General features: G+C 65.2%; 20 protein-coding genes and 1 pseudogene. 12 read left to right on the top strand and 9 right to left on the bottom strand.

Features of this window, described 5'->3' with window-relative positions:
• Window positions 1-258 precede the first annotated feature (258 nt).
• Window positions 259-1,242, bottom strand: a complete 984-nt coding sequence (locus XI09_RS25000; RefSeq protein ID WP_271569218.1) for a Bug family tripartite tricarboxylate transporter substrate binding protein — start codon at window positions 1,240-1,242, stop codon at window positions 259-261.
• Window positions 1,243-1,653: 411 nt separating this feature from the next.
• On the opposite strand from XI09_RS25000, the gene XI09_RS25005 reads away from it, so the two are divergent.
• Both XI09_RS25005 and XI09_RS25010 read left to right on the top strand, forming a co-directional pair.
• Entirely contained in the window at window positions 1,654-2,259 is a 606-nt protein-coding gene (locus XI09_RS25005) for a hypothetical protein (RefSeq protein WP_271569219.1), read from the top strand.
• Complete coding sequence (locus XI09_RS25010; protein ID WP_271569220.1) at window positions 2,256-2,531, top strand: HGGxSTG domain-containing protein; 276 nt, start codon at window positions 2,256-2,258, stop codon at window positions 2,529-2,531. The genes XI09_RS25005 and XI09_RS25010 overlap by 4 nt, the downstream gene beginning before the upstream one ends.
• Before the next feature lie 158 nt (window positions 2,532-2,689).
• Here the strand turns inward: XI09_RS25010 and XI09_RS25015 are convergent, their stop codons facing one another.
• A complete protein-coding gene (locus XI09_RS25015) occupies window positions 2,690-3,679 on the bottom strand; it encodes a LysR family transcriptional regulator (protein WP_271569221.1) in 990 nt (329 codons plus the stop codon).
• A 227-nt stretch (window positions 3,680-3,906) separates the two neighbouring features.
• On the opposite strand from XI09_RS25015, the gene XI09_RS25020 reads away from it, so the two are divergent.
• Both XI09_RS25020 and XI09_RS25025 read left to right on the top strand, forming a co-directional pair.
• Complete coding sequence (locus XI09_RS25020) at window positions 3,907-4,755, top strand: NmrA/HSCARG family protein (protein WP_271569222.1); 849 nt, start codon at window positions 3,907-3,909, stop codon at window positions 4,753-4,755.
• Window positions 4,756-4,822: 67 nt separating this feature from the next.
• Window positions 4,823-5,323 carry a quercetin 2,3-dioxygenase gene (locus tag XI09_RS25025; RefSeq protein WP_271569223.1) on the top strand — a complete coding sequence of 167 codons (501 nt, stop codon included), beginning with the start codon at window positions 4,823-4,825 and terminating at the stop codon, window positions 5,321-5,323.
• Between the two features lie 239 nt (window positions 5,324-5,562).
• Here the strand turns inward: XI09_RS25025 and XI09_RS25030 are convergent, their stop codons facing one another.
• Both XI09_RS25030 and XI09_RS25035 read right to left on the bottom strand, forming a co-directional pair.
• The gene (locus XI09_RS25030; RefSeq protein WP_271569256.1) at window positions 5,563-6,987 is read right to left on the bottom strand and encodes a TAXI family TRAP transporter solute-binding subunit; all 1,425 of its coding nucleotides are present in this window, start codon (window positions 6,985-6,987) and stop codon (window positions 5,563-5,565) included.
• Window positions 6,988-7,432: 445 nt separating this feature from the next.
• Window positions 7,433-7,645 carry a hypothetical protein gene (locus XI09_RS25035; protein ID WP_271569224.1) on the bottom strand — a complete coding sequence of 71 codons (213 nt, stop codon included), beginning with the start codon at window positions 7,643-7,645 and terminating at the stop codon, window positions 7,433-7,435.
• 262 nt (window positions 7,646-7,907) lie between these two features.
• Between XI09_RS25035 and XI09_RS25040 the strand changes: the two genes are divergently transcribed.
• On the top strand, window positions 7,908-8,078 hold the full coding sequence (locus XI09_RS25040; protein WP_333939132.1) for a hypothetical protein: 171 nt from the start codon (window positions 7,908-7,910) through the stop codon (window positions 8,076-8,078).
• Between the two features lie 88 nt (window positions 8,079-8,166).
• Here XI09_RS25040 and XI09_RS25045 read toward each other — a convergent pair whose 3' ends face one another.
• Window positions 8,167-8,340, bottom strand: coding sequence for a hypothetical protein (locus tag XI09_RS25045; protein WP_271569225.1), 174 nt, complete (start codon window positions 8,338-8,340; stop codon window positions 8,167-8,169).
• A gap of 36 nt (window positions 8,341-8,376) precedes the next feature.
• Between XI09_RS25045 and XI09_RS25050 the strand changes: the two genes are divergently transcribed.
• The 7 genes and pseudogenes from XI09_RS25050 (at window position 8,377) to XI09_RS25080 (ending at window position 14,579) form a co-directional block, all read left to right on the top strand.
• The gene (locus XI09_RS25050) at window positions 8,377-9,624 is read left to right on the top strand and encodes an MFS transporter (protein WP_271569226.1); all 1,248 of its coding nucleotides are present in this window, start codon (window positions 8,377-8,379) and stop codon (window positions 9,622-9,624) included.
• 116 nt (window positions 9,625-9,740) lie between these two features.
• On the top strand, window positions 9,741-10,934 hold the full coding sequence (locus tag XI09_RS25055; RefSeq protein WP_271569227.1) for a M20/M25/M40 family metallo-hydrolase: 1,194 nt from the start codon (window positions 9,741-9,743) through the stop codon (window positions 10,932-10,934).
• 5 nt (window positions 10,935-10,939) lie between these two features.
• Window positions 10,940-11,476 (top strand): hypothetical protein, encoded by a 537-nt coding sequence (locus XI09_RS25060; RefSeq protein ID WP_271569228.1) that lies wholly within the window; start codon window positions 10,940-10,942, stop codon window positions 11,474-11,476.
• 103 nt (window positions 11,477-11,579) lie between these two features.
• Window positions 11,580-11,783 carry a hypothetical protein gene (locus XI09_RS25065; RefSeq protein ID WP_271569229.1) on the top strand — a complete coding sequence of 68 codons (204 nt, stop codon included), beginning with the start codon at window positions 11,580-11,582 and terminating at the stop codon, window positions 11,781-11,783.
• A 12-nt stretch (window positions 11,784-11,795) separates the two neighbouring features.
• A pseudogene (locus tag XI09_RS25070) lies at window positions 11,796-12,020 on the top strand (hypothetical protein); the annotation flags it as partial.
• 100 nt (window positions 12,021-12,120) lie between these two features.
• Complete coding sequence (locus XI09_RS25075; protein WP_271569230.1) at window positions 12,121-13,206, top strand: mandelate racemase/muconate lactonizing enzyme family protein; 1,086 nt, start codon at window positions 12,121-12,123, stop codon at window positions 13,204-13,206.
• Window positions 13,207-13,430: 224 nt separating this feature from the next.
• The gene (locus XI09_RS25080; protein WP_271569231.1) at window positions 13,431-14,579 is read left to right on the top strand and encodes an amidohydrolase; all 1,149 of its coding nucleotides are present in this window, start codon (window positions 13,431-13,433) and stop codon (window positions 14,577-14,579) included.
• A gap of 59 nt (window positions 14,580-14,638) precedes the next feature.
• Here XI09_RS25080 and mdlC read toward each other — a convergent pair whose 3' ends face one another.
• From mdlC to XI09_RS25100, 4 genes are all read right to left on the bottom strand, one after another.
• Window positions 14,639-16,246 carry a benzoylformate decarboxylase gene (gene mdlC, locus XI09_RS25085; protein WP_271569232.1) on the bottom strand — a complete coding sequence of 536 codons (1,608 nt, stop codon included), beginning with the start codon at window positions 16,244-16,246 and terminating at the stop codon, window positions 14,639-14,641.
• Between the two features lie 40 nt (window positions 16,247-16,286).
• The gene (locus XI09_RS25090; protein ID WP_271569233.1) at window positions 16,287-17,735 is read right to left on the bottom strand and encodes an aldehyde dehydrogenase; all 1,449 of its coding nucleotides are present in this window, start codon (window positions 17,733-17,735) and stop codon (window positions 16,287-16,289) included.
• Window positions 17,736-17,764: 29 nt separating this feature from the next.
• Window positions 17,765-19,084: an MFS transporter gene (locus XI09_RS25095; RefSeq protein WP_271569234.1), complete on the bottom strand. Its 1,320-nt coding sequence runs from the start codon at window positions 19,082-19,084 to the stop codon at window positions 17,765-17,767.
• A gap of 89 nt (window positions 19,085-19,173) precedes the next feature.
• Window positions 19,174-20,883 (bottom strand): FAD-dependent oxidoreductase, encoded by a 1,710-nt coding sequence (locus XI09_RS25100; protein WP_271569235.1) that lies wholly within the window; start codon window positions 20,881-20,883, stop codon window positions 19,174-19,176.
• Window positions 20,884-20,887 lie beyond the last annotated feature (4 nt).

The raw sequence follows: 20,887 nt of genomic DNA on the forward strand, positions 1-20,887 counted from the left end.
AGGTCACACCGGCTTCTCGTCGTCGGTGACCGGCGAGGTCACCACCAGGAACACGAGATCGGTCAGGCCCGAATTCGAGATCGCGTGCTTGACGCCGGGCGGCAGGAAGATCACGTCGTGCTTGCGTACGACATGGCTCTTGCCGGCGATCCCAAGAGGAGAAAGCCCTCACCCGGCGCTGCGCGCCGACCTCTCCCGCAAGCGGGAGAGGTGCAGCGGAGCGAGCCGTACGATGATGCCTAAATCCAAGCGGCCGCCTCACTCCGCCTTGATGTTCGCCGCCACCACGACCTCGGCGAGCTCCTTGGTCTCCTTCGCGATCTTCGCGGCGTACTCGGCCGGGCTGAGCACGCTGACAACGCCCTGCGAGCCGAGCTTCTCCGCGACTGCCGGATCCTTGGCCGCCGTGACGATCTCCCGGTGCAGCGTCTCCAGGATCGGCGCGGGCACAGCCTTCGGCATGAAGAAGCCGACCCAGAACGACAGGTCGAAGCCGGGATAGCCTGCTTCCGCAACCGTCGGCACGTCAGGCAGCGACGGCAGCCGCTCGGCGGAGGACACCGCGAGCGCGCGCAGCTTGCCGGCTTTTACCAGCGGTACGGCGGAGAGCGGATCGAACACCGCCAGCACCTCCTGCGCGAGGATGCCGACCTCGGAGGCGGCACCGCCGCGATACGGCACGTGGATCATCTTGATGCCGGCCTTCTGGCCGAGCAGCTCCATGGCGAGATGGGCGAGGTTGCCGTTGCCGCCCGAACCGTAGGCAAGCTCGCCTGGCCTGGCCTTCGCCGCGGCGACGAGATCGGCCACGGTCTTGATGTCGGCGGTCCTGGGATTCTCCGGATTGACCACCAGCACCAGCGGCGCCGACACCACGGTCGTCAGCGGCGCGAAGTCGCTTATCGGGTCGTAGCGGATGTCCTTGAACAGCGTCTTGTTGAGCGTGATGGTGGACGAGTTGCAAGCCAGCATCGTGTAGCCGTCGGCATCCGCACGCGCCACGCCTTCGGCGGCGATCATGCCGTTGGCGCCGGCGCGGTTCTCGACCACAAAGGGCTGCCCGAGCTTGTTGCTCAGCCGATCGCCGACGATGCGCGCGACGACATCGACCGGCCCGCCCGCGCTGAAGCCGACCATGATCTTGACCGGCCGCGTCGGATATTTTTGCGCGAGCGCCTCTGTTGACAGCGCGCAGGCGCACAATCCGGCGATGACTGCCAGCAGGCGAGCCGTTCGTTGCATTGGTTCTCTCCCCAGACCTCGGCGCCGCTTGTGCATGTTTGTTGGTACGGCGCGTTCGGGATCATGATGAGCGGCCGCACGGGATTCCGCAATCGCGTTTCCACGCACGTCAATTCCGTCGCACGGCACGTGCGGGCCGGCTCAAAATAAAAAGTGCGAAAACAACCCCATGCACAGTAGCCGGCGCTTGAGAGAACAAGGACTTGCGCGCTTCGCAATGCCGTTTGACTCGTCGGGCAAAACACCGGCAGAATGCCATCATCGCAACAATCGTGAACGTGACGGCCGGCCTGACCAGGGCCGCTCCGACGTGGTTGCGCGTAAGCCCTTCATCGACATCTGAAAATTCGCATCCGCGCGCAGCAGCGAACGGTCGTTCGCGCGCGCCTGCGCCGGCAAAGGACACAGCACATGACGACAGCACCGAACCGCCGCATCACCTCGCCGCTTGCGACAAACGATCGCGGCGGCCCCGCCGCGAGCCCGCGGATAAGACTCTACAAGCGCCGCATTGCGATCAGCCATCCGGACCCGCAAGCCGGCGAGCGGCTGCTGGCCGAAGCGCTCGGTGCCGCCGACCGCGACGCGCTGCACGGCATGCTGAGGCAATTGGTCAAAGCCAGCGCGATCGGGCAGAAGCCCGACGAAGCCAATCTCGCCTTCATGGTCTCGATGATCAGGAGCATCGCACCGAAGGATTCCATCGAGGCCATGCTGGTGTCCCAGATGATTTCCGTTCACGTGGCGGCGATGCGCTGCGCCTGTCGCCTCGCCTGTACGGACAACCTTCCGCAGCAGGAGAGCGTCACACGCGCATTGACCCGGCTGACCCGCACCTTCGCCGCGCAGGTCGAAGCCCTGAGCCGCCACCGCAACAGCGACGAGCGCGCGATCACGGTGCGGAACCTGTCCGTTCAGGACGGAGGACGTGCGATCGTTGGCAACGTCACGCAGCACGCGAGCATGATTGTTGCGGACGCGAGCCCGCGCGAGGCAACCCAAGGCGCCAACCCATGACCGGCGGCCACACCCGCAACACCGTCCCGATGCGGACCAGTCCCCGCTGCGGCGCCCGAACCCGCGATGGTGATGCCTGCCGCGCACCAGCCGCACACGGCAAGGCGCGCTGCCGCATGCATGGCGGGGCGCTGAGGACCGGTGCGCCGAGGGGAAATCAGAATGCGCGCACGCACGGCGCCTTCACACCGGACGACATCGCGGAGCGACGGGCGATCCAGGCGTTGCTGGGCGAGACGCGAAAGCTGTTGGTCGAGATGAAGTCAAGCTGACGCCGGAGGAACTGGATCATCATTGTCGAGTCGACCTGCCCGGGAAAGACGCGGGCGACAGCGCCACGCTTTCCAAGGTCGAACCGCAAGGTCCTATGGCAACGACTCAACGCCTCGACTTGATGGAGGACGTCCTGGATCCTGGACTGGTCCAGACTTCAACTCCTTCGTTTGCGCGCGGGCACTCTTCTCTGCGGCTGACGGTGCCCTCTGCGTTTGATGGGCTTTGTAGTTTCCTGAACAGTCGCCTCGACCTCGTCAGATAGCGTTACCAATCGCTCGATCAGCCACCGCCCTGCCGGGCCCGGGGGAGTATCGGTCTTGTGTATGGCCTGCATGATATGTTCTGCGCCGCGCCAGTCAGGAAGGTTCAACCGCACGAGCCTTCCTGACTCGATATCGGCCCGGACGACCGGTTCCGGCATTCCGCCCCATCCGAGTCCTGCGAGAAGAAGCTTGTGCCTCGCTGCTTGATCGCCGACGCGCCATGTGTTGAGGCTGACGACCCCAAAATCCCTGCTCTCCGCCGCGGATCGCTCCGCAAGAACAAGCTGGACGAAATCACGAGCCTGCAGTGGAGCAACCGTGCTCGCCTTGGCCAGCGGATGATCGGGCGCCGCCACGGGAATGACCCGGACGCCTTTGATGTCGATGCGGCGAAACCCCGTCATGTCCATGTGCAACTGGCTTCCCACGCCGATGCGAGCATGGCCGTTTCGGATCACACGCTCGACCCCGCCAAGGGTCTGCACCAGCAGGCGAACCGGTACCGAAGGGAATTGACCGTGAAATTCACGCAGCAGTGCTGTCAATCGATCGCTCGGCAACATGCTGTCCACCACGAGCGATACTTCGGGCTCGAGTCCATCAAGAAATCCCCGGACGCGCGCGCGTAATGTCTCCACGCTATGGGCAACTGCCCTCGCTTCAGACACGATGGCTTCGCCCTGTTGCGTGAGCTTCGGCTTACGGGTCGTTCCGCGATCGAACAGAGACAGACCGAGTTGCGCTTCCAGCGTGTCGATGGCGTAGCTGATGGCCGACGTGGCGCGCCCCAATCGCTTGGCGGCGGCGGAAAAACTTCCCGCTTCGGCCACAACAAGCAGCACCAGAAGCTGATCGATACTGGGGGTGGCCGCGCTCTTCATTTCAAATTACCTGAAAAGAACCATCAGATTATAGGGACTTTTTTGGACAAAAAGAAGCCCTTAGCTTCTCCGGATCGGGCTGGGATCACGCCAGGTATCCCGTGTTGCCTGCGACGGCGTCCCAGACTTTTGGATACCGGGGCAGTGAAAATGAAAGGGACCAAGCATGTCATCCAACGATAGAAAACTGATCGCGGTGATCGGCGCAACGGGACAACAGGGAGGCTGTGGTACGTGCCCTGCAGGTCGGCGGCCAATTCAAGGTACGCGCTCTCACTCGCAGCCCAGGAGAGCATCGCGAACTCGCCGATGAAGTCGTCGAAGCCGATCTGGACCGCCCGGAAACCCTAAAGGCCGCATTTGACGGAGCGCACGGCATTTTTCTGGTTACCAATTTTTGGGAAGAAGGTGCCGATGAACTGAAGCAGGCAACTACAGCGGTGCGCGCTGCCAAGGAGGCCGGTGTCAAACACTTGGTTTGGTCAACGCTGCCGGATGCGGAAGCCGTTAGCGGCGGCAAGTTCCACGTTCACCACTTTACCGGCAAGGCCAGGATCGATCGGATCGTGAAGGAAGCCGGGTTTGCGTATCATACGTTTGTCATCGCACCTTTTTTCTATCAGAACCTTGCCGGCATCCTAGCTCCGCAAGAGCAGGAAGACGGAACTTTGGGCTGGGTTCTTCCGCTCGATCCGACTGTCCGTTGCATCCACATGGGCGACATTCGCGAACTCGGCGCCATCGTTGCCGGAGCATTCGCACAGCCGCAACAGGCAGGCCATGGCGAGTATTTGCCCCTCGTCGGCGATTTCATGAGCTTCAACGAAATCATCGACACGCTGAATCGACAGGGACGTCAATTGTCATTCAAGCAAGTCCCCAAGGAGGTTTTCGCCACCTTCTTCCCTGGAGCCGCCGAGGTGGCAGACATGCTTGGTTACTTCGAAGCGCACACCTACCTGGGCAAGAATGCGCAGGACGAAATTGCACTCGCAAACAAGATCGCTGGCAAACAACCGAGCAAGCTGTCGACTTGGGCCCAAGCGCAATTCCCGCCCAAGGCATCGATGGCGTGAAGCAGGTAAACGTTGGGTCGGAACGAGACTCAAATTTCCCATTACATGAGAGAGCAGGATTCGCGCCGTGAACAACACTGACAAAATCCTCACCAATGGCTTTGCCATGCCCGCAGGCGAAGGCGAGCGCATTTGGTTCGTCGCCGATACGTTGACGCTCAAGGCGACCGCTGCAAGCACCGGCAAAAGCTATACGGTTGTTGAATGCCTGACCGCTCCCGGCGGCGGGCCCCCGCCGCACGTCCACACCCGTGAGGACGAGTTCTGGTATGTGCTCGACGGGACCTTCGAAATCCACATCGGCGACAGGGTGTACGACGTCGGGCCCGGCGGGTTCGCGTTCGGGCCGCGCGGTACGCCGCACCACTTCCGTAACACCGCGGCGACCCCGAGCCGGATTCTCTTGGGCTTCACGCCGGGTGGGATCGAGGGCTTCTTCCGCGAGTCCGGTCAGCCCGCAACTAACGACGGGCCCGCGCCCTCGGTCGATGCGGCCGAAATCGCCCGCATGGCGACGGCGGCGCCGAAGTACGGCATCGAGCGCGTCGCTGGCGGCGACGAGATGTGAGCTATCAGGAGGTTGTCCATTCGGACCAGACTGAGGGGACCGGAGTTACCAAGCTTCAGCACTCACTGGAGAGCCCGAATGAACATCCACAACGCCGTTGCGTCGAGAGGATATGATGGCGGCCATCGCCGTCAGCCTGTGGATGCGCGCCGGCGGTGCAACCTTCGACGAAACCGGAGGTCCAGCCACGGCGGCGCAGGCGCTGAGGAATCCGCAACGGCCGGTTCAAATGGCCGCAACTATCCTCGCAGCGTAGAGCCTGTTGCCGCGCCTCGAACGGTTTCGAAGCTGGTACGTTGCAACGCGGCTCGCCTCTCGGCAATGGCATTGCTCAAGAGGTCGAGCACCAGCCCAAACGCGGCGAGTTCCTCTTCCTCGATAGCGCCGTCATCGTAGCACTCGAGCGTTTCAGCGATGATGGCGTCCGCCTCATGCTGCAAGGTCAGCAGTTCCTGGTTGGATTCCGCGGTACGCGCGCTCGCGACCATGGCCAGGATTCTCTTGCGATGGCTGGTGTTGTCCTCCCTTTCGTCGCGGTTCAAGTAGCGGCGCAACCAGGCGACGGCCGAGCCGATCCCGGAGAGAAGCAGGAGCCCGAACCAGAACAAATCGCCGTACCGGTCGAGAAAGGTGCGTTCGTTGCCGTCGATGACGGCCGCCGCTCCCCGATGTACCGGCAGCTCGGTGTCCTTCTCAAGGTCCGGCTTGGTGATGTGTGCAGCGCCAGGTACCTGCCTCGCAATCGCCTGACGGACGGCAAAGAGCTGCCGGAAAAACGCGGCTACCGTGGTTTCGGACATGCTCTTTCTTGCCACGATGAGGTGGCTGACGCTGAGCGTCTCGACCTTGTCACCCGGCCAAGCCGGATCCCCATTGAAGACGCTGGGCGGAATTTCCTCCGATTCATACCGGGGATGCCTCAAGGCGATCGCTTCCGACGTCTCGATGGCGAGAAACTTCGGTTCGCCGCGGGCCCGCGCCGTAGCAGCAACGGCGTCGGATGTGATTTTGCTGTCGAGTGGCCCGACTGCCATGAACGCATCGAGGGTGAGATCGCGCGCCAGCTCCCCGATCTGTTCAGTGCCAAAGTGCGTCACCGCGACCTTCTCGGCGTCCACGCCGGAGGCGCTCAGGATGACCCGCAGCAACGCGGCATTCACGGGGGTCCGCCCAATCACGCCGACACGGTGCCCCGCGAGATCGGCGACCTCCTTGATTTTCGGCGACCGCTTTCCTTTCGAGCCCTTGCCCGCAGGCGCGGAGGGTGCCCACAGCACAACAAAGTTCTTACGCACGACGGCGACGGTTTGCGCCTCGGCGGGCATGTCCAGATCACCGCGGCCGACGGCAAGGTCCGCCTTGCCAGCCCCAAGCAGGGCGAGAGACTCCACCGCCCCGTTAGTTTTGATCGGAGACAGCCTGACGGTTCGACTTTCGCTCCTGAAGGCATCGGCCATTGCCTCGATGACTTTGTAATCGTCGCTGCCGGGCGGTCCAACGGCGATCCGGAGAACTTCCGGCCGCAATGCGTAGTAGAGTGCACCCGCGGCCGCACCAAAGACAAGAAATCCAACGGCGAGAGCCAACAGTAAGGAATTGCCCCTCCTCCGCTCTCGGCGGGCCGCGTCACTGGTCGTCTTGCCTGTACTCTCGGTGGAAGACATTGCCGCCGCCAGCTGCATCCAAGTCCCTATGATACCACATCTTGCCGGGAACAACGTTCTGACGGCCGGTCTGGTTCAGTCTCAGACCGCGGCGTCAGACTCGTTTTGATGGACAACGTGCCTGACGTCACGGCGGTAGCACCGGACAACGGGCAGAACGCGGTCTTCGTCACGGAAGAACCTGTGAAGGTGTCAGGCGGCACGGCGAGGTCGCGACGCGACATGGCACCGGGTACCGCGTCCCCGGCGCGGCAAGATCCGCTGCCGCATGCACGGCGGCGCGCCGAGATGCGGCGCGCCAAGAGCAGGCATGGTCATGGGTGAGTTCCCGACGTGCCCCTCAAATCGACTGCAGGAACGGCGCGGCGCCCAGCCAACCGCGATCCGCGCCGCGGGCTCGATCGCGCGGTTCGGCGTCTGCACGCAAGGGAAGGCGCCGGGGCTCCTATCCGCCAACAGGCCCTGAAAGCGCTTGCAGGCCCGCCTCAATGGTCGTGATGTCCTGTTCGATCTGAGCGATCGACAACCGGCAATCAAAGCCCGTCCGGGCCTTCAGATCGACCGCCAGGCGCCGGCGGTGCATCCTGAGATCCTCGAGCGACTGGCGGTCCTTCAGTCGAGTATAGCCGTCAACAATCAACTCAATCGCCTGCGACATGACACTACCCCAATAAAAATTCGGATTCCCAATGGGACCTAGCGTAGGGGCAGAAGGACGCCGGGGAAATGATACCAACGACGTAGCTGCCCGGCCCCGGCGCAATCGCCTTGGCATCCCTTTTGCTGGATTGCACACAAACCTCAGACCCGCGACGAGGTCTGTTTCAGATTGAGGCGATCACATGCAGCCAACGTCCCGTTTCGACGCGACCTTCTTGCACCTCCACGCTCTCATTGCCGACTTGGACTGGCGAGTCCGGATGCTCGATGCCGATATTCGGGAGGAAGAGGACAAAGCTGGCAATGCCGACCCGAGCAGTTCCACCTATCCCATGCTTGCTCAGACGATGAGAACACGCCAGGACAATCTCCGCGCTTCGATCGCGATGTTGGAGAGCCGCCTTCCCGCGGATGTTGCGCGGGCGGCCTAACGGCCGCGACCGCTTCCTTGGCTCACAGGATGGGCTGAGCTCTTCGCGAAACCCATCGTTGCGATTGAGCCGTAGGACGGGTCGAGCTTTACGCGAGGCCCATCATCGTCACGAATGGATTGATCGGTTTCGTTTGCTCTATCCATCCTACGATCTCGTCGAACAGCGCGAGGTCGACGACATCGAAGCAATCTGCGATCTTGTCTGGCGGGCCTTGCACTAAGGCTGCCTCTCCCGAGGTTGGCACGGGCCGCTTGATCATGTACCCCACCCAAAACCATCTCGGGACGGGACACTCATGGGGACCGCAGCCACTGACGACGCGGGAAGCGCCACTCGCGTGCTGATCTTCGCGCTGGTCGCGCTGGCCTGCGGTCACATGCTCTCGACATTGCTGCGCACCATTCCAGCCATCAGCCTCGACCTGATGGCGGCAGACTTCCATATCGAGCCGCAGGCGCTGGCGAGCCTGACCTCGGTCTATCATTTTGCCTTTGCCGCCGCGCAGATCCCGGTCGGCGCGGCGATGGACCGGTTTGGCGTGCGGCCGGTGTCGCTCGGCCTGCTGGCGGGAACCGTGCTCGGCGCGGTCGCGTCCGGCTTCGCGACAGGCCCCGAGAGCTTTGCGGTCGGCCAGCTCATGCTCGGCGTCGCCACCTCGGGCATGCTGATGTGCCCGATGACGCTCGCGGCCAAGCAATTGTCGGCGGCGCGATTTGGACTGTGGTCGGGCGCGATCCTCTCGATCGGCAATATCGGCATGCTGCTGTCGTCGAGTCCGCTCGCCTTCGTCGTCGACACCTGGGGCTGGCGTGCCGGGTTCTGGGTCTCCGCAGTTGGCGGCGTCGTGGTGGCGCTCGCAGTGTTCGCGCTGGTGCCGAACCAGCCGGCCGAGCACAAGGACCATTCCTCGCCGATGTCGCAGATGATCGAGGTGCTCAGGCTCGGCCTGTCGCGGCCGCTGCGCGGCCTGATCGCGCTGGCGCTGGTGTCGCTGGCGACCTCGCTGGTGCTGCGCGGCCTGTGGGGCGGGCCGTGGCTGATGCAGGTCAAGGGACTAACGCGGGTCGAGGCCGGCAACCAGCTCGGCGCGTTCACGCTGGCGATGATCGTGGGGCCGCTTCTCATCGGCATGATCGACCGCAGGCTCGGCCGCCGCCGCGAGCTGGTCGCCGGCACCCACGCATTCGCGGCGCTGCTGCTTGCGCTGATGGCGTTGGGAGCCCCGCACTTTGCCGTTGCATGGCTGTTCGGCGTGACCGTCATGCCACCGCACTACGATCTGGCACTGTTCGTGCTCATCGGGCTCTTCACCTCCGCCCAGCCGCTGCTGTTCGGCATGTCCAGGCAACTCGTCGACGCGCAGGTCGCGGGCAAGGCACTCGCTGCCGTCAATCTCGCCTTCTTTCTCGGCACCGCGCTGATGCAGTCCGTCACCGGCGCGGTGGCGGCGCTCGCGGGGCTGCCGGCGGTGCTACTGTTCATGGCGGCGGCGCTGGCGTTCGGCGTGCTGATCTTTTTGACTTATACGTCGCCGCGTTCGTAGGATGGGTAGAGCGCTTCGCGAAACCCATCATCTTCGCACACGGGTCGATGGGCTTCGCTTCGCTCTACCCATCCTACGAGCCTGCGCCGCTACTTGCATCAAGGGAATTCCAGTCCATGCCTGTCGACACCAAAGCCGCCACCGATCGCCTCATGCGCTTCCTCTCCGTCGAGGGCGTCACCGGACAGGAGGCGGCGATCGGGCGTGAGCTCAGCGCCGCGCTGAAGGAGAGCGGGGTGCCGGCGAAGGCGATCCGGCTCGACGACGCCAACACGCGTATTCCGGTGCCGACCGAGACCGGCAACCTCATCGTCGACCTGCCCGGCCGCGGCGCGCTGCACAATCAGCCACGCATCATGTTCATGACCCACATGGACACCGTGCCGCTGTGCGCCGGCGCGAAGCCGAAGAAATCGGGCCGCAAGATCGTCAACGAGGCAAAGACCGCGCTCGGCGGCGACAACCGCTGCGGCTGCGGCGTGCTGGTGACGCTGGCCGCGGAGCTCGCCAAGCAGAAGCTCGATCATCCGCCGATCACGCTCTTGTTCTGCGTGCGCGAGGAGAGCGGGCTCTATGGCGCACACCACGTCAAGCTCGACGAGCTCGGCTCGCCGGTGATGGCGTTCAACTATGACGGCGGCTCGGCCTCCAACGTGATCATCGGCGCGGTCGGGGCCGACCGCTGGACCGTCGAGATCTTCGGCCGCGCCTCGCATGCCGGCGTCGCGCCCGAGCGCGGCATCTCCTCGACCATGATCATGGCGCTCGCGCTCGCGGACGTGAAGGCCGGCGGCTGGTTCGGCAAGGTGGTGAAGGGCAAGCAGCAAGGCACCAGCAATGTCGGCCCCGTCACCGGCGGCGAGGGCCGCCCGGCGGGCGATGCCACCAACGTCGTCACCGACTACGTGCATGTGCGCGGTGAAAGCCGCAGCCACGACGGAAAATTCTTCAAGGAGATCACCAAAGCCTACAAGGCCGCGTTCGAGAAGGCGGCCAAGAAGGTCACGAACGCGCAAGGCAAGTCCGGCAAGGTCAAGTTCAAGGCCGAGACCGACTATTATCCGTTCCGGATGAAGGAGAACCTGCCGGTCGTCAAACGCGCGGTCGAGGCGGTGTCTGCCGTGGGCGGAACCCCGAACGTGCGCGCCGCCAATGGCGGGCTGGATGCGAACTGGATGGTCCGCCACGGCGTTCCGACCGTGACCTTCGGCGCCGGCCAGAACGAGGCGCACACGGTCGACGAATGGATCAATCTCGACGAATACGACCGCGCCTGCGCGCTGGCCTTGCAGCTTGCGACGATGCGGTGAGGCGCGTGGTTCGGTTCGCGCTCGCAGGATTTGCGCTGCTGGCGCTTGCGAGCGCGGCTGGCGCGGAAGAGGACAACAGCGCCTTGCTGGTTGATCTCTTCGCAAAGATCTGCGCGCCCAAGCCGGCCAGGCCGAGCCAGGTTGAGCGCATCGCAGGGGGGCTGGGTTTTGTCAGTGACGGCGGCCCGATCACGGCCGAGATGGAACGTGAGCCTAAAATTGATATTCTCTACTCGGCGAAGCTGATCAGGCGGGGCGAGAGGCTCGGCAGCATGACGGCCTATTTCGCGGGACCTGACGATGGTCCAAGCGTGACCTGCACGGTGTCGGCCGTCGGCGTCTCGGCCGACGCGCTGCCCGGGCTGATCGAAACATCATTGAAGGCCCGCGAGCGGACCGACAAGCCGTCCAACGACGACAATCATCGTCTGGCGAGCTGGCATGTCGGTACCGGCAGCGGCGACACGCTTGAGATGTCGGTGTGGCGAACGCCGCCGCACCGGGCCTCGATCAGCATCAATTATTACGCCACCAAGCGGTGAGCGGGATCATCCGCGCCGCGCGGCCTTGTTACGCGTTGCGGACGCGCTTGGCGCATCTACAATGCTGCCTCACCCTACGAACCACTCATCGCCGCGATCGCCAATGAACCAACTCATTCCGGATGAGCAGCACGCTCTGATCAGGTTTCGCCAGCGGGACCTGCCGGGATTTGCAACGATCAACTCTGCTCTCAAGCAATTCGAACCCAAGACCGCATTTCCCTGGCATCTCTCCGTGCTGATCGACTGTATCCAATTGGTTGACGATCGTCTTCCTTCCCAGCACGAACAGGACCTGCTCTACTAATTCGAAGACAAGCTCGACCCGCGGATCAAAGTGGAAGGCAATGCCTTGTTCCTGGCCCGGGTCACGCACGATGCCCGCCGGGAGATTATCTGGCGTGTCCACGATCCGGAAAAAGCCAGCGCCACTTTGCTTGGCGTTCTCAACGCGAAGGACTATCCGCGAGAATTTGAGTATCGCATCGACGACGATCCTGCATGGAACAAGGCAAGTTGGTATTTGGACAATCCATCCCTCTGATCGAACGACGAACGCGCGAAGACGGACCAGCATTGCCGCAAATGCAGTTGCCTGCAGGAGCGCGCCGTCCTAGCCTGCAAAGAAAACGCAGGGAGGCTGCATGGCACGCATCGCGGCGATCGAGACCGGATTCTACCGGATCCCCCTCCCCGTCACGCTCTCCGACTCCACGCATGGCGAGATCGCCGCGTTCGAGCTGATCACCTGCCGCGTGCGCGATGCCGATGGCGCCGAGGGCGTGGGCTACACCTACACGGTCGGGCGCAATGGCGGGGCGACCGCCGATATCCTCAGGCGCGAGATTCCACCGCTGGTCGAGGGCCGCGAGGCCGACGACACCGAGGCGATCTGGCATCATGTCTGGTGGGGCCTGCATTATGGCGGCCGCGGTGGGCCGGCGGTGCTGGCGCTCTCCGCACTCGACATCGCACTGTGGGATATGAAGGCGCAGCGCGCAGGCCTGCCGCTGTTCCGCCTGCTCGGCGGCTTCGACGCGCGCGTACCGTGCTATGCCGGCGGCATCGACCTCGATCTCTCGGTCGAGGCGCTGCTGAAGCAGACCGACGGCAATCTTGCAAAGGGCTTTCGCGCCATCAAGATGAAGGTCGGCCGCCCCGATCTCAAATCCGACGTCGCCCGCGTCGCGGCCATGCGCAAGCATCTCGGCGACGGCTTTCCGCTGATGGCGGATGCCAACATGAAGTGGACGGTCGAGGACGCCATCCGCGCCGCGCGCGCCTTCGTTCCGTTCGACCTCACCTGGCTGGAAGAACCGATCATTCCCGACGACGTCGCGGGCCATGTCCGCATCATGCAGGCCGGCGGGGTGCCGATCGCGGCGGGCGAGAATCTGCGCTCGCTATGGGAGTTCAAGAACTACATCGTCGCGGGCGCGGTGTCCTATCCCGAGCCTGACGTCACCAATTGCGGCGGCGTCACCGCCTTCATGAAGATCGCGCGGCTGGCCGAGGCCTTCAACCTGCCCGTCACCAGCCATGGCGCGCATGACATTACCGTGCATCTGCTCGCGGCCTGCCCGAACCGCTCCTATCTGGAAGCGCACGGCTTCGGGCTGGACAAGTACATCGAGCATCCCCTGGTGCTCGAGGACGGCAAGGCGCTGGCGCCGACGCGGCCGGGCCACGGCGTCGGCTTCGACTGGAAGGGATTGGCGAAGCTGGCGTGATGCCTGTCATTCCGGGGCGCGACGAAGTCGCGAGCCCGGAATCCATTGGGCCGCAGAGATCGCTGCACCATGGATTCCGGGTTCGCGCCAAGAGGCGCGCCCCGGAATGACGAGGAAGAGGCGGCGCGCATTGCTGCACGCGAGGCATTCGCTGGCGCTTGATGCGGCGGCCCGATATTCGGCTATGCTAGCTGCAAGCCGGCCCTCCTTGCGAAAGACCCACCTTGACACCCGAACTGCACCAGAAACTGACCGCGTGGCGCCGCCATTTGCATGCCCATCCCGAACTGTCCCTCCAGGAGAAGGCGACCGCGGCCTTCGTGCAGGACAGGCTCACCGAGCTCGGCATTCCCTTCGAGGCTGGCATCGGCGGCCACGGCGTCGTCGCGACCTTGACGCGCGGGCACGCGCAGGGCCGCGTCGGCCTGCGCGCCGACATGGACGCGCTGCCGATCACCGAGGATACCGGCCTGCCCTATGCCTCGAAGACATCAGGCGTGATGCACGCCTGCGGCCATGACGGGCACACCGCCTCGCTGCTCGGCGCCGCGGCGCTGCTCGCCGCCGACACCAGCTGGAGCGGCACGGTCGATTTCATCTTCCAGCCGGCCGAGGAAGGCTATGGCGGCTCGCGCGCAATGGTCGGCGCCGGGCTGTTCGAGCGCTTTCCGATGGACCGGGTGTTCGGCTTCCACAACTGGCCGGGGCTCGAAGCCGGCACCATCGCGGTCCATGACGGCGTCGTCATGGCCTCGGGCGGGCGCGTCACCCTCACCATCGAGGGCCATGCCGGGCACGCCGGCATGCCGCATCTGACGCGCGATCCGGTCATGGCGGCCGGCCATCTCATCGTGGCGCTGCAGTCGATCGTATCGCGCAGCGTCGATCCGCTCGACACCGCGGTGCTCTCGCTCTGCACGATCGAAGGCGGCACCGCGCCGAACCAGATCGCGGGACGCGTGACCATCCGCGGCACGATGCGGTTTCATCGCGAGGCGGTCAAGGATGTCCTCCTCGCGCGGATCAGCGAGATCTGCGCCGGCGTCGCCACGAGCTTTGGCGTGAAGGTCACGCCCGAGATCGTCATGGGCGTCGGCGTCGTGGTCAACACGCCGGCGGAGGCGAGCCTTGCGCGCGCCGCCGCGGAGAAGGTGCAGGCCACGGTTCGCCGCGACCTCGCGCCCAGCATGGCCGGCGAGGATTTCGCCTTCTACCTCCAGAAGCGGCCCGGCGCCTTCGTCTGGATCGGCAACGGCGAACTCCGCGACGGCGCCGAGCTGCACGGCCCGCGCTATGATTTTAACGACGCGATCTTGCCCGTGGCATCCGGCTGGATGGCCGAGGTCGCCAGGACGGCGCTGGCGTCGAACTAGGTTCGGGACAAGGCGGCGTAGAGGCTGGGGCAGATCACATCAGCCCCGGCGCCACAAGCCTAGCGCGGATGGCTGAACAGGTCCGCCGTGGCGTCGTCCACGGCGATGTCGACCAGCGCGGGACCGCTCGAGGCCAATGCTTCGGTGAGACAGCGGTCGAGATCGCCGACGTCGGCTATGCGCCGGCCCGGGCAACCGAGCCCCTTGGCGAGTGCAACGAAGTCGAGCCCGGGCAGGTCGATCCCGGGCGGACGATGCGCCTGCATCAGCTGACTGAAGGCCCGCATCGCGCCGTAGCCGGAATTGTTCATGATCACGAAAGTGACCGGCAACTTGCGTTGCGCGGCGGTCCAGATCGCCTGGATACAATACATCGCCGACCCGTCGCCGATCAGGGCGACGATACGACGGCCCGGCCGCGCCAGCGCCACGCCGATTGAAGCCGGCAGGCTGTAGCCGAGCCCGCCGCTTGCCATGGTGTAGAAGCTGTCCGCGCCCGGCCGCGGCAGGAACTGCTGGATGGCGGGACGGTGCGACGGCGCCTCCTCGACCACGATCGCATCGCGCGGCATCAGCGCCGACAGCCGGCTCAACGCATAGGCCGGAGGAATCGGATCCTGCGCGGCCGGAGTGGCAGGCCGCGTCCGCGCGGCCGGCACCTCGCGCTTGGCGATGTCGGGCAGCGCGGACCGAAGCGCGACGAGCGCTTTCGGGAGCGTGCTGATGATGGTGTCACCGACCGCCGCGGCCGCGGCCTCGGCCGGATCGTCGGTGATCTGCCAGACCGGCGTTCCGTCGTCGAGCAATTCGCATTGTCCTTCGACGTGGAAGGTGAACACCGGCGCGCCGACCACGACGATCAGATCGGCGCCGCGCAACGCGCGGGCGAGCCCTCCCGGCGCGGCCGGAAGGAAGCCTGCGAATTGCGGATGCAATTCCGGAAAGCTCGAACGGCTCGACATCGGGCTTGCCCAAACGGCCGCCCTCGCCTTCTCGGCAACCGCGACCATCGCATCGACACAGCCATTGCGATCGATCTCGGGGCCGACGACGAAGGCAGGCTTGCTGGCCGCTGCGATGGCTGCGCCGAGCCGGACGATCGCCGCCGGATCGGGCGCAAACTCCGCTGCGATGTGGCGCACCGGCGGCGCGACGGCCGGCCGCGCCCAATCGTCCGACGGCACCGACACGAATGTCGGGCCGCGCGGATGCTGCATGGCGGTGAGGAAGGCCTGCGCAATGGCTGCGGGCACATCCTCCGCCCGCGCAGGTTCCGAGCTCCACTTCACATAGGGCTTCGGAAACTGCTCGGCATCCTCCGCGAAAAGATAGGGCCGCATCCGCAGCAGGCTGCGCGCCTGCTGGCCCGCCGTGACGACCATCGGCGTCTTGTTGCGGAACGCGGTGAAGAGATTGCCGAGGGCATGGCCGAGCCCGGCCGCCGAGTGCAGGTTGACGAAGGCTGGTCGCCCCGTCGCCTGCGCATAGCCATCGGCCATGCCGACGACGCAGCCTTCCTGCAAGCCGAGCACATAGTCGATGTCGTCAGGCCAATCGCCGAGAAAGGCAAGCTCGGTCGAGCCCGGATTGCCGAAGACGCGATCGACACCGAAGGACCGAAGCACGCCGAGGGTTGCTTCCCGGACCGTCAGGACTTTTGAATTCATGGGCTGATTTCCTGGCATGCTTCGCCGTGTCGTGACCTGATCAGAAGGGATAGTGCTGAGGCTGGGTCTCGATGGTGATCCAGCGCAGATCGGTGAATTCGGCGATCCCGGCCTGGCCGCCGAAGCGGCCATAGCCCGATCCCTTCACACCGCCGAACGGCATCTGCGCCTCGTCATGCACGGTCGGTCCGTTGACGTGGCAAATGCCGCTTTCGATGCGCTGCGCCACCGTCAGTGCCCGCGCGACGTCGCGGCCGAACACGGCGGCCGAAAGGCCATACTCGGTATCGTTGGCGAGCCGGACCGCATCATCCACGCCGCGCGCGCGGATCACCGAGACGACGGGACCAAAACTCTCCTCGGTGTAGATGCGCATGCCCGGGACGACGCGGTCGAGCACGGTCGCCGGCACGACCGTTCCGGCCCGCTCTCCGCCCGCAAGCTTGACGGCGCCCTTGCCGATCGCGTCATCGATCAGCGCAACGACGTGCCTGGCCGGCGCCTCGTCGATCATCGAGCCGATGACCACCGGACCGGAGCGCGGGTCGCCGGCCGGAAGCGCACCAGCCTTTTTGGCAAGCTTCGCGACGAACTGATCGGCCACGCTCTCATCGACGATCACACGCTCCGTCGACATGCAGACCTGGCCCTGGTTGATGAAGGCCCCGAACGCCACGGCTGCGACCGCGGCATCGAGGTCGGCATCGTCGAGCACGACCAGAGGCGCCTTGCCACCGAGCTCAAGCAGCACCGGCTTGAGGTGGCGGCCGGCGAGTTCGGCGATGACGCGGCCGACGCGGGTCGATCCCGTGAAGTTGATCCGCCTCACCGCCGGATTGGCGATGAGACGTTCCACCACCGCCGGCGCATCGGCCGGCGCATTGGTCAATACGTTCACGACACCGGGCGGAAATCCCGCGTCCCTGAACACCTCTCCGATCAGCCGGTGCGTACCGGGGCAGATCTCGGAGGCCTTGAGCACCACCGTGTTGCCGCAGGCGAGCGGCGTCGCCACCGCGCGAACCCCGAGAATGATCGGGGCGTTCCAGGGCGCAATGCCAAGGCACACGCCGGCCGGCTGGCGAACGGCCATCGCGAGGCATCCCGGCTTGTCGGACGGGATCACTTCGCCCGCGACCTGCGTGGTCAGCGACGCCGCTTCGCGCAGCATGCCGGTTGCGAGCCTGACGTTGAAGGCGGACCAGACTTCGGTGGTGCCGATCTCGGCCATCATGATCCGGATGAAGGCATCGCGCTTGGCCTCGAGCGCATCGGCGGCCTTCAAGAGCAGAGCGCGCCGCGCGTTCGGGCCGAGCGCCGACCACGCGGCAAGCGCGGCGGACGCCGCCGCCACCGCAGAGTCAGCATCGGAGACCGTCGCGGCGGCCGCGCGGCTCGCGACCTCCTGCGAGAGCGGATTGCGCCGCTCGAATACCTTGCCGGTCGAAGCGGCCTGGTCCTGCCCGCTGATGAGAAGATTGACGTCCATGAGAACCTCCCTGATGTCTGTGGCTTGGCTCAGCCGAGCAGCCGCGATTTGCTGGTTTCGCGCGCGAAGCCGAGCGCAATCATCGCCGCGAGCGCGAGCGCGACGTAATATCCTGTGATCGCGTAGGTGGAGCCCGTCTGCGCGAACAGGCTGGTGGCGACGAGCGGGGCGATACCGCCGCCGAGCACCGTGCCGAGCTGCTTTCCGATCGACACGCCGGTGAAGCGGATGCGGGTCGGAAACAGCTCCGGGAAATAACTTCCTTCGGTGCCGAACATCAGGGGATGGATCACGCCCGCGGCCAATATCACCGCGCCGGTCACCAGCAGCGTGTCACGGCTCGCGATCGCACCGTAGAACGCAAACATCGAGATGGTTGCAAGCACAACGCCGGCCAGGAACAGGCGCTTGCGTCCAATCCGGTCGGACCAGGCGCCGATCAGCGGCATGGCCACGAGCCCGACGAGATTGGCGAACAGCACGGCCTGCGTGATCACGTCCTTCTGGACGCCAAGCTGGCGCGTTGCAAACGAGATGGTGAAGATGGCCGTCAAATAGAAGTAGGACGTCTGCGCCATCTCGGCGAAGAACACGATGAGGATCGGCCGCCAATGTCCCTTTACCGCCTCGACAACCGGGACGGCTTCAGCCGGCCTCGCCTCGCGGAAGGTTGCGCTCTCCTCGATGCGCAGGCGCATGTAGACGCCGAGCGCGACGAGCACCGCGCTGATCAGGAACGGAACGCGCCAGCCCCACGACAGCAGATCGGCCTCCGGCAGCCGGGAGATCGTGAGCGCCGCGAACGAGGCCAGCACGACGCCGACGGGCCCCGCGGCCTGAATCACCGCGGCAGAGAAGCCGCGCCGGTTGCCGGGCGCCGTCTCGATTGCCATGAGGATCGCCGCGGTCGATTCACCGCCGAGCGCAAAGCCCTGGAGGAAGCGCAGCACGACGAGCGCGATGGTCGCGGCCACGCCCGCGCTGGCGTAGGTCGGCAACAGTCCGATCGACATGGTCGCAAGTCCCATCATCAGCAGCGTGCACAACAGGACGGATTTGCGGCCCAGGCGATCACCGAAATGTCCGAACACGATCCCGCCGAGCGGACGCGCCAGAAATCCGACGGCGAACGTCGCGAAGACGGCGATGGTCGCCGTCAGCTGATCGAATTTCGGGAAGAATAACTGATCGAACACCAGCGGCGCGATCAGGCCGTAGATGAAGAAGTCGTACCATTCGATCGCCGTGCCGATAGTGCCGGCGATCAGAATGCGCCGGCGGCCGCTCGCCGTCTGCGCGGCAGCGGTGACGGCATGTTCGTCGTAGTCCTCGAATGCTCCTGTCGTCACGATTTCCTCCTCCGTTGTCATTGCTTGTTGTTATTGCGTTTGCTGTCGTTGCCGTGCGGCCACGGATTGGATGTGGCCGCGGGAACAGATCAGCTTGCCAGCCGTGCGTCGTCACTCGCGCCGCGCCCGAGCGCGCGGGCAAGGACGCGTCCGATCGCCCCGGCCTGTGACGCGCTGCCGCGCCAGGCCACGATCTGGTCCGGACGGATCAGAGCGAGGTCGGCCTCGTAGAGATCGCGCAGCGACTTCGGCAGCGTGACGAGTTTGACGTCGACGCCGAGCGCGCGGGCCGTCTCGCCGAGCGGAGCGTGGTCGGACGTGACGTCGCCGAACTGGAGCAGCGTCCACTCGAATCCGAACAGGTCGTACAAGGACACGCCGTCCTCCAGCCACGCATGCGGTGCGCGGCCGCCGGGGCAGGCGCTCGGAACGTAGACATTCGCGGCATCCGGCGGCGGCTGGCTGCCATCGGAGACGATGATCGGCGAGCCGTCGTAACGTCCGCCGAAGGTGACGCCGGGGATGTTGAACTCGGCGCGGGCGTGCTGCTCGAGATAGACGCCCGCCATCCGCCGCGCCTCGCCGCCCGTGTCCGTGGCGTCCTCGATCTCCGGCGCAGGCGCGAACAGGCCCAGGGAGTCGGCGAAGCGGCGCGCATAGTCGGTGTTGCGGAGCGCCACCGGACGCCGCTCGACCTCGTAGCTGTCGAGCAGCGCGGCCGGGCTCGCGCCCTTGACGACGCTTGCGAGCTTCCAGCCGAGATTGACCGCATCCTCGATCGCGGTGTTGTAGCCGAGGCCTCCGGTCGGCGTGAACAGATGCGCCGCATCGCCGCCAAGGAAGACCCTGCCCCGCTGCATGGCATTCGCGACCAGCGCGTGGCCGGCGGTCCAAGTCAGGAACGACAGCACCTCGCATGCGATCGGCGCGCCGCAGGCACGCTGGAATGCCGCCTTGGCCTCGTTGACCGTGATCGCGCTCTCGTCTTCGCCGGGCCGGAGCTGCGTGTGAAACGCGAACTCGTCGCGTCCGTTCACGGAGGCCATGAAGGCGCGGCGATCGCCGTTGAAGCAATTGTACATCCACGCCCTGGCATGCGGGATGCTGGCGTAGAACTCCGGTGAACGGAGATAGACCGCCAGCATGCGGCCGCCCATGAAGTCGCGCTGCGTCCCGGTTTCGCCGCCGTAGACGATGCCGAGCGATTGCCGGACTTGCGAGCGCGGCCCGTCGGCCCCGACCAGGAATCCGGCCTGGACCTGAAAGCGGCTGCCATCATCGAGGCATTCGATCTCGCCGACGATGCCGTCGTCGCTCTCGGTGTAGCTGATGAGACGATGACCGTAGTTGAGCTGAGTTCCGGGGAGCCGCTCGGCGTGCCGGCGCAGCACCGCCTCGACATATTTCTGCGAGACCCGATGCGGCAGCTCCGCCGCGCTCCAGGAGCCGGACAGACCCTTGACGAGCTCGCTCGCGCGCGACGACGACGGCAATGCAAACCGCGCCAGCTCATAACCGGTGTAGCGGGTGAAATACGCGACGTCGGTCGGATAATCGGCAGGCAGGCCTTCGCGCCTGATCTCGTCGGCAAAACCCAGCCGGCGATAATGCTCCATCGAGCGCGCCTGCGTCGCATTGGCTTGCGGATTGAATGCCGTGCCCGGCTTTTCATCGACCAGGATCGCGGACACGCCGCGGCGGCCGAGCTCATTGGCCAGCATCAACCCGCAGGGCCCCCCGCCCACGATGAGCACCGCGGCCGTCAGACGTGTTTCCAAGACGCTTCTCCCTACCAGCATTATC

Origin of the sequence: Bradyrhizobium sp. CCBAU 11386 (assembly GCF_028128955.1) — a bacterium.
In the GTDB taxonomy this organism is placed as follows: Bacteria; Pseudomonadota; Alphaproteobacteria; order Rhizobiales; family Xanthobacteraceae; genus Bradyrhizobium.

What these genes read in the sequence shown, in the direction of transcription:
- XI09_RS25000 (WP_271569218.1), bottom strand. Translation starts at nt 1,242, where the DNA reads ATGCAACGAACGGCTCGCCTGCTGGCAGTCATCGCCGGATTGTGCGCC.
- XI09_RS25090 (WP_271569233.1), bottom strand. Translation starts at nt 17,735, where the DNA reads ATGGACGTCAATCTTCTCATCAGCGGGCAGGACCAGGCCGCTTCGACC.
- XI09_RS25075 (WP_271569230.1), top strand. Translation starts at nt 12,121, where the DNA reads ATGGCACGCATCGCGGCGATCGAGACCGGATTCTACCGGATCCCCCTC.
- XI09_RS25015 (WP_271569221.1), bottom strand. Translation starts at nt 3,679, where the DNA reads ATGAAGAGCGCGGCCACCCCCAGTATCGATCAGCTTCTGGTGCTGCTT.
- XI09_RS25050 (WP_271569226.1), top strand. Translation starts at nt 8,377, where the DNA reads ATGGGGACCGCAGCCACTGACGACGCGGGAAGCGCCACTCGCGTGCTG.
- XI09_RS25010 (WP_271569220.1), top strand. Translation starts at nt 2,256, where the DNA reads ATGACCGGCGGCCACACCCGCAACACCGTCCCGATGCGGACCAGTCCC.
- XI09_RS25065 (WP_271569229.1), top strand. Translation starts at nt 11,580, where the DNA reads ATGAACCAACTCATTCCGGATGAGCAGCACGCTCTGATCAGGTTTCGC.
- XI09_RS25100 (WP_271569235.1), bottom strand. Translation starts at nt 20,883, where the DNA reads ATGCTGGTAGGGAGAAGCGTCTTGGAAACACGTCTGACGGCCGCGGTG.
- mdlC (WP_271569232.1), bottom strand. Translation starts at nt 16,246, where the DNA reads ATGAATTCAAAAGTCCTGACGGTCCGGGAAGCAACCCTCGGCGTGCTT.
- XI09_RS25035 (WP_271569224.1), bottom strand. Translation starts at nt 7,645, where the DNA reads ATGTCGCAGGCGATTGAGTTGATTGTTGACGGCTATACTCGACTGAAG.
- XI09_RS25045 (WP_271569225.1), bottom strand. Translation starts at nt 8,340, where the DNA reads ATGATCAAGCGGCCCGTGCCAACCTCGGGAGAGGCAGCCTTAGTGCAA.
- XI09_RS25030 (WP_271569256.1), bottom strand. Translation starts at nt 6,987, where the DNA reads ATGTCTTCCACCGAGAGTACAGGCAAGACGACCAGTGACGCGGCCCGC.
- XI09_RS25055 (WP_271569227.1), top strand. Translation starts at nt 9,741, where the DNA reads ATGCCTGTCGACACCAAAGCCGCCACCGATCGCCTCATGCGCTTCCTC.
- XI09_RS25040 (WP_333939132.1), top strand. Translation starts at nt 7,908, where the DNA reads ATGCTCGATGCCGATATTCGGGAGGAAGAGGACAAAGCTGGCAATGCC.
- XI09_RS25005 (WP_271569219.1), top strand. Translation starts at nt 1,654, where the DNA reads ATGACGACAGCACCGAACCGCCGCATCACCTCGCCGCTTGCGACAAAC.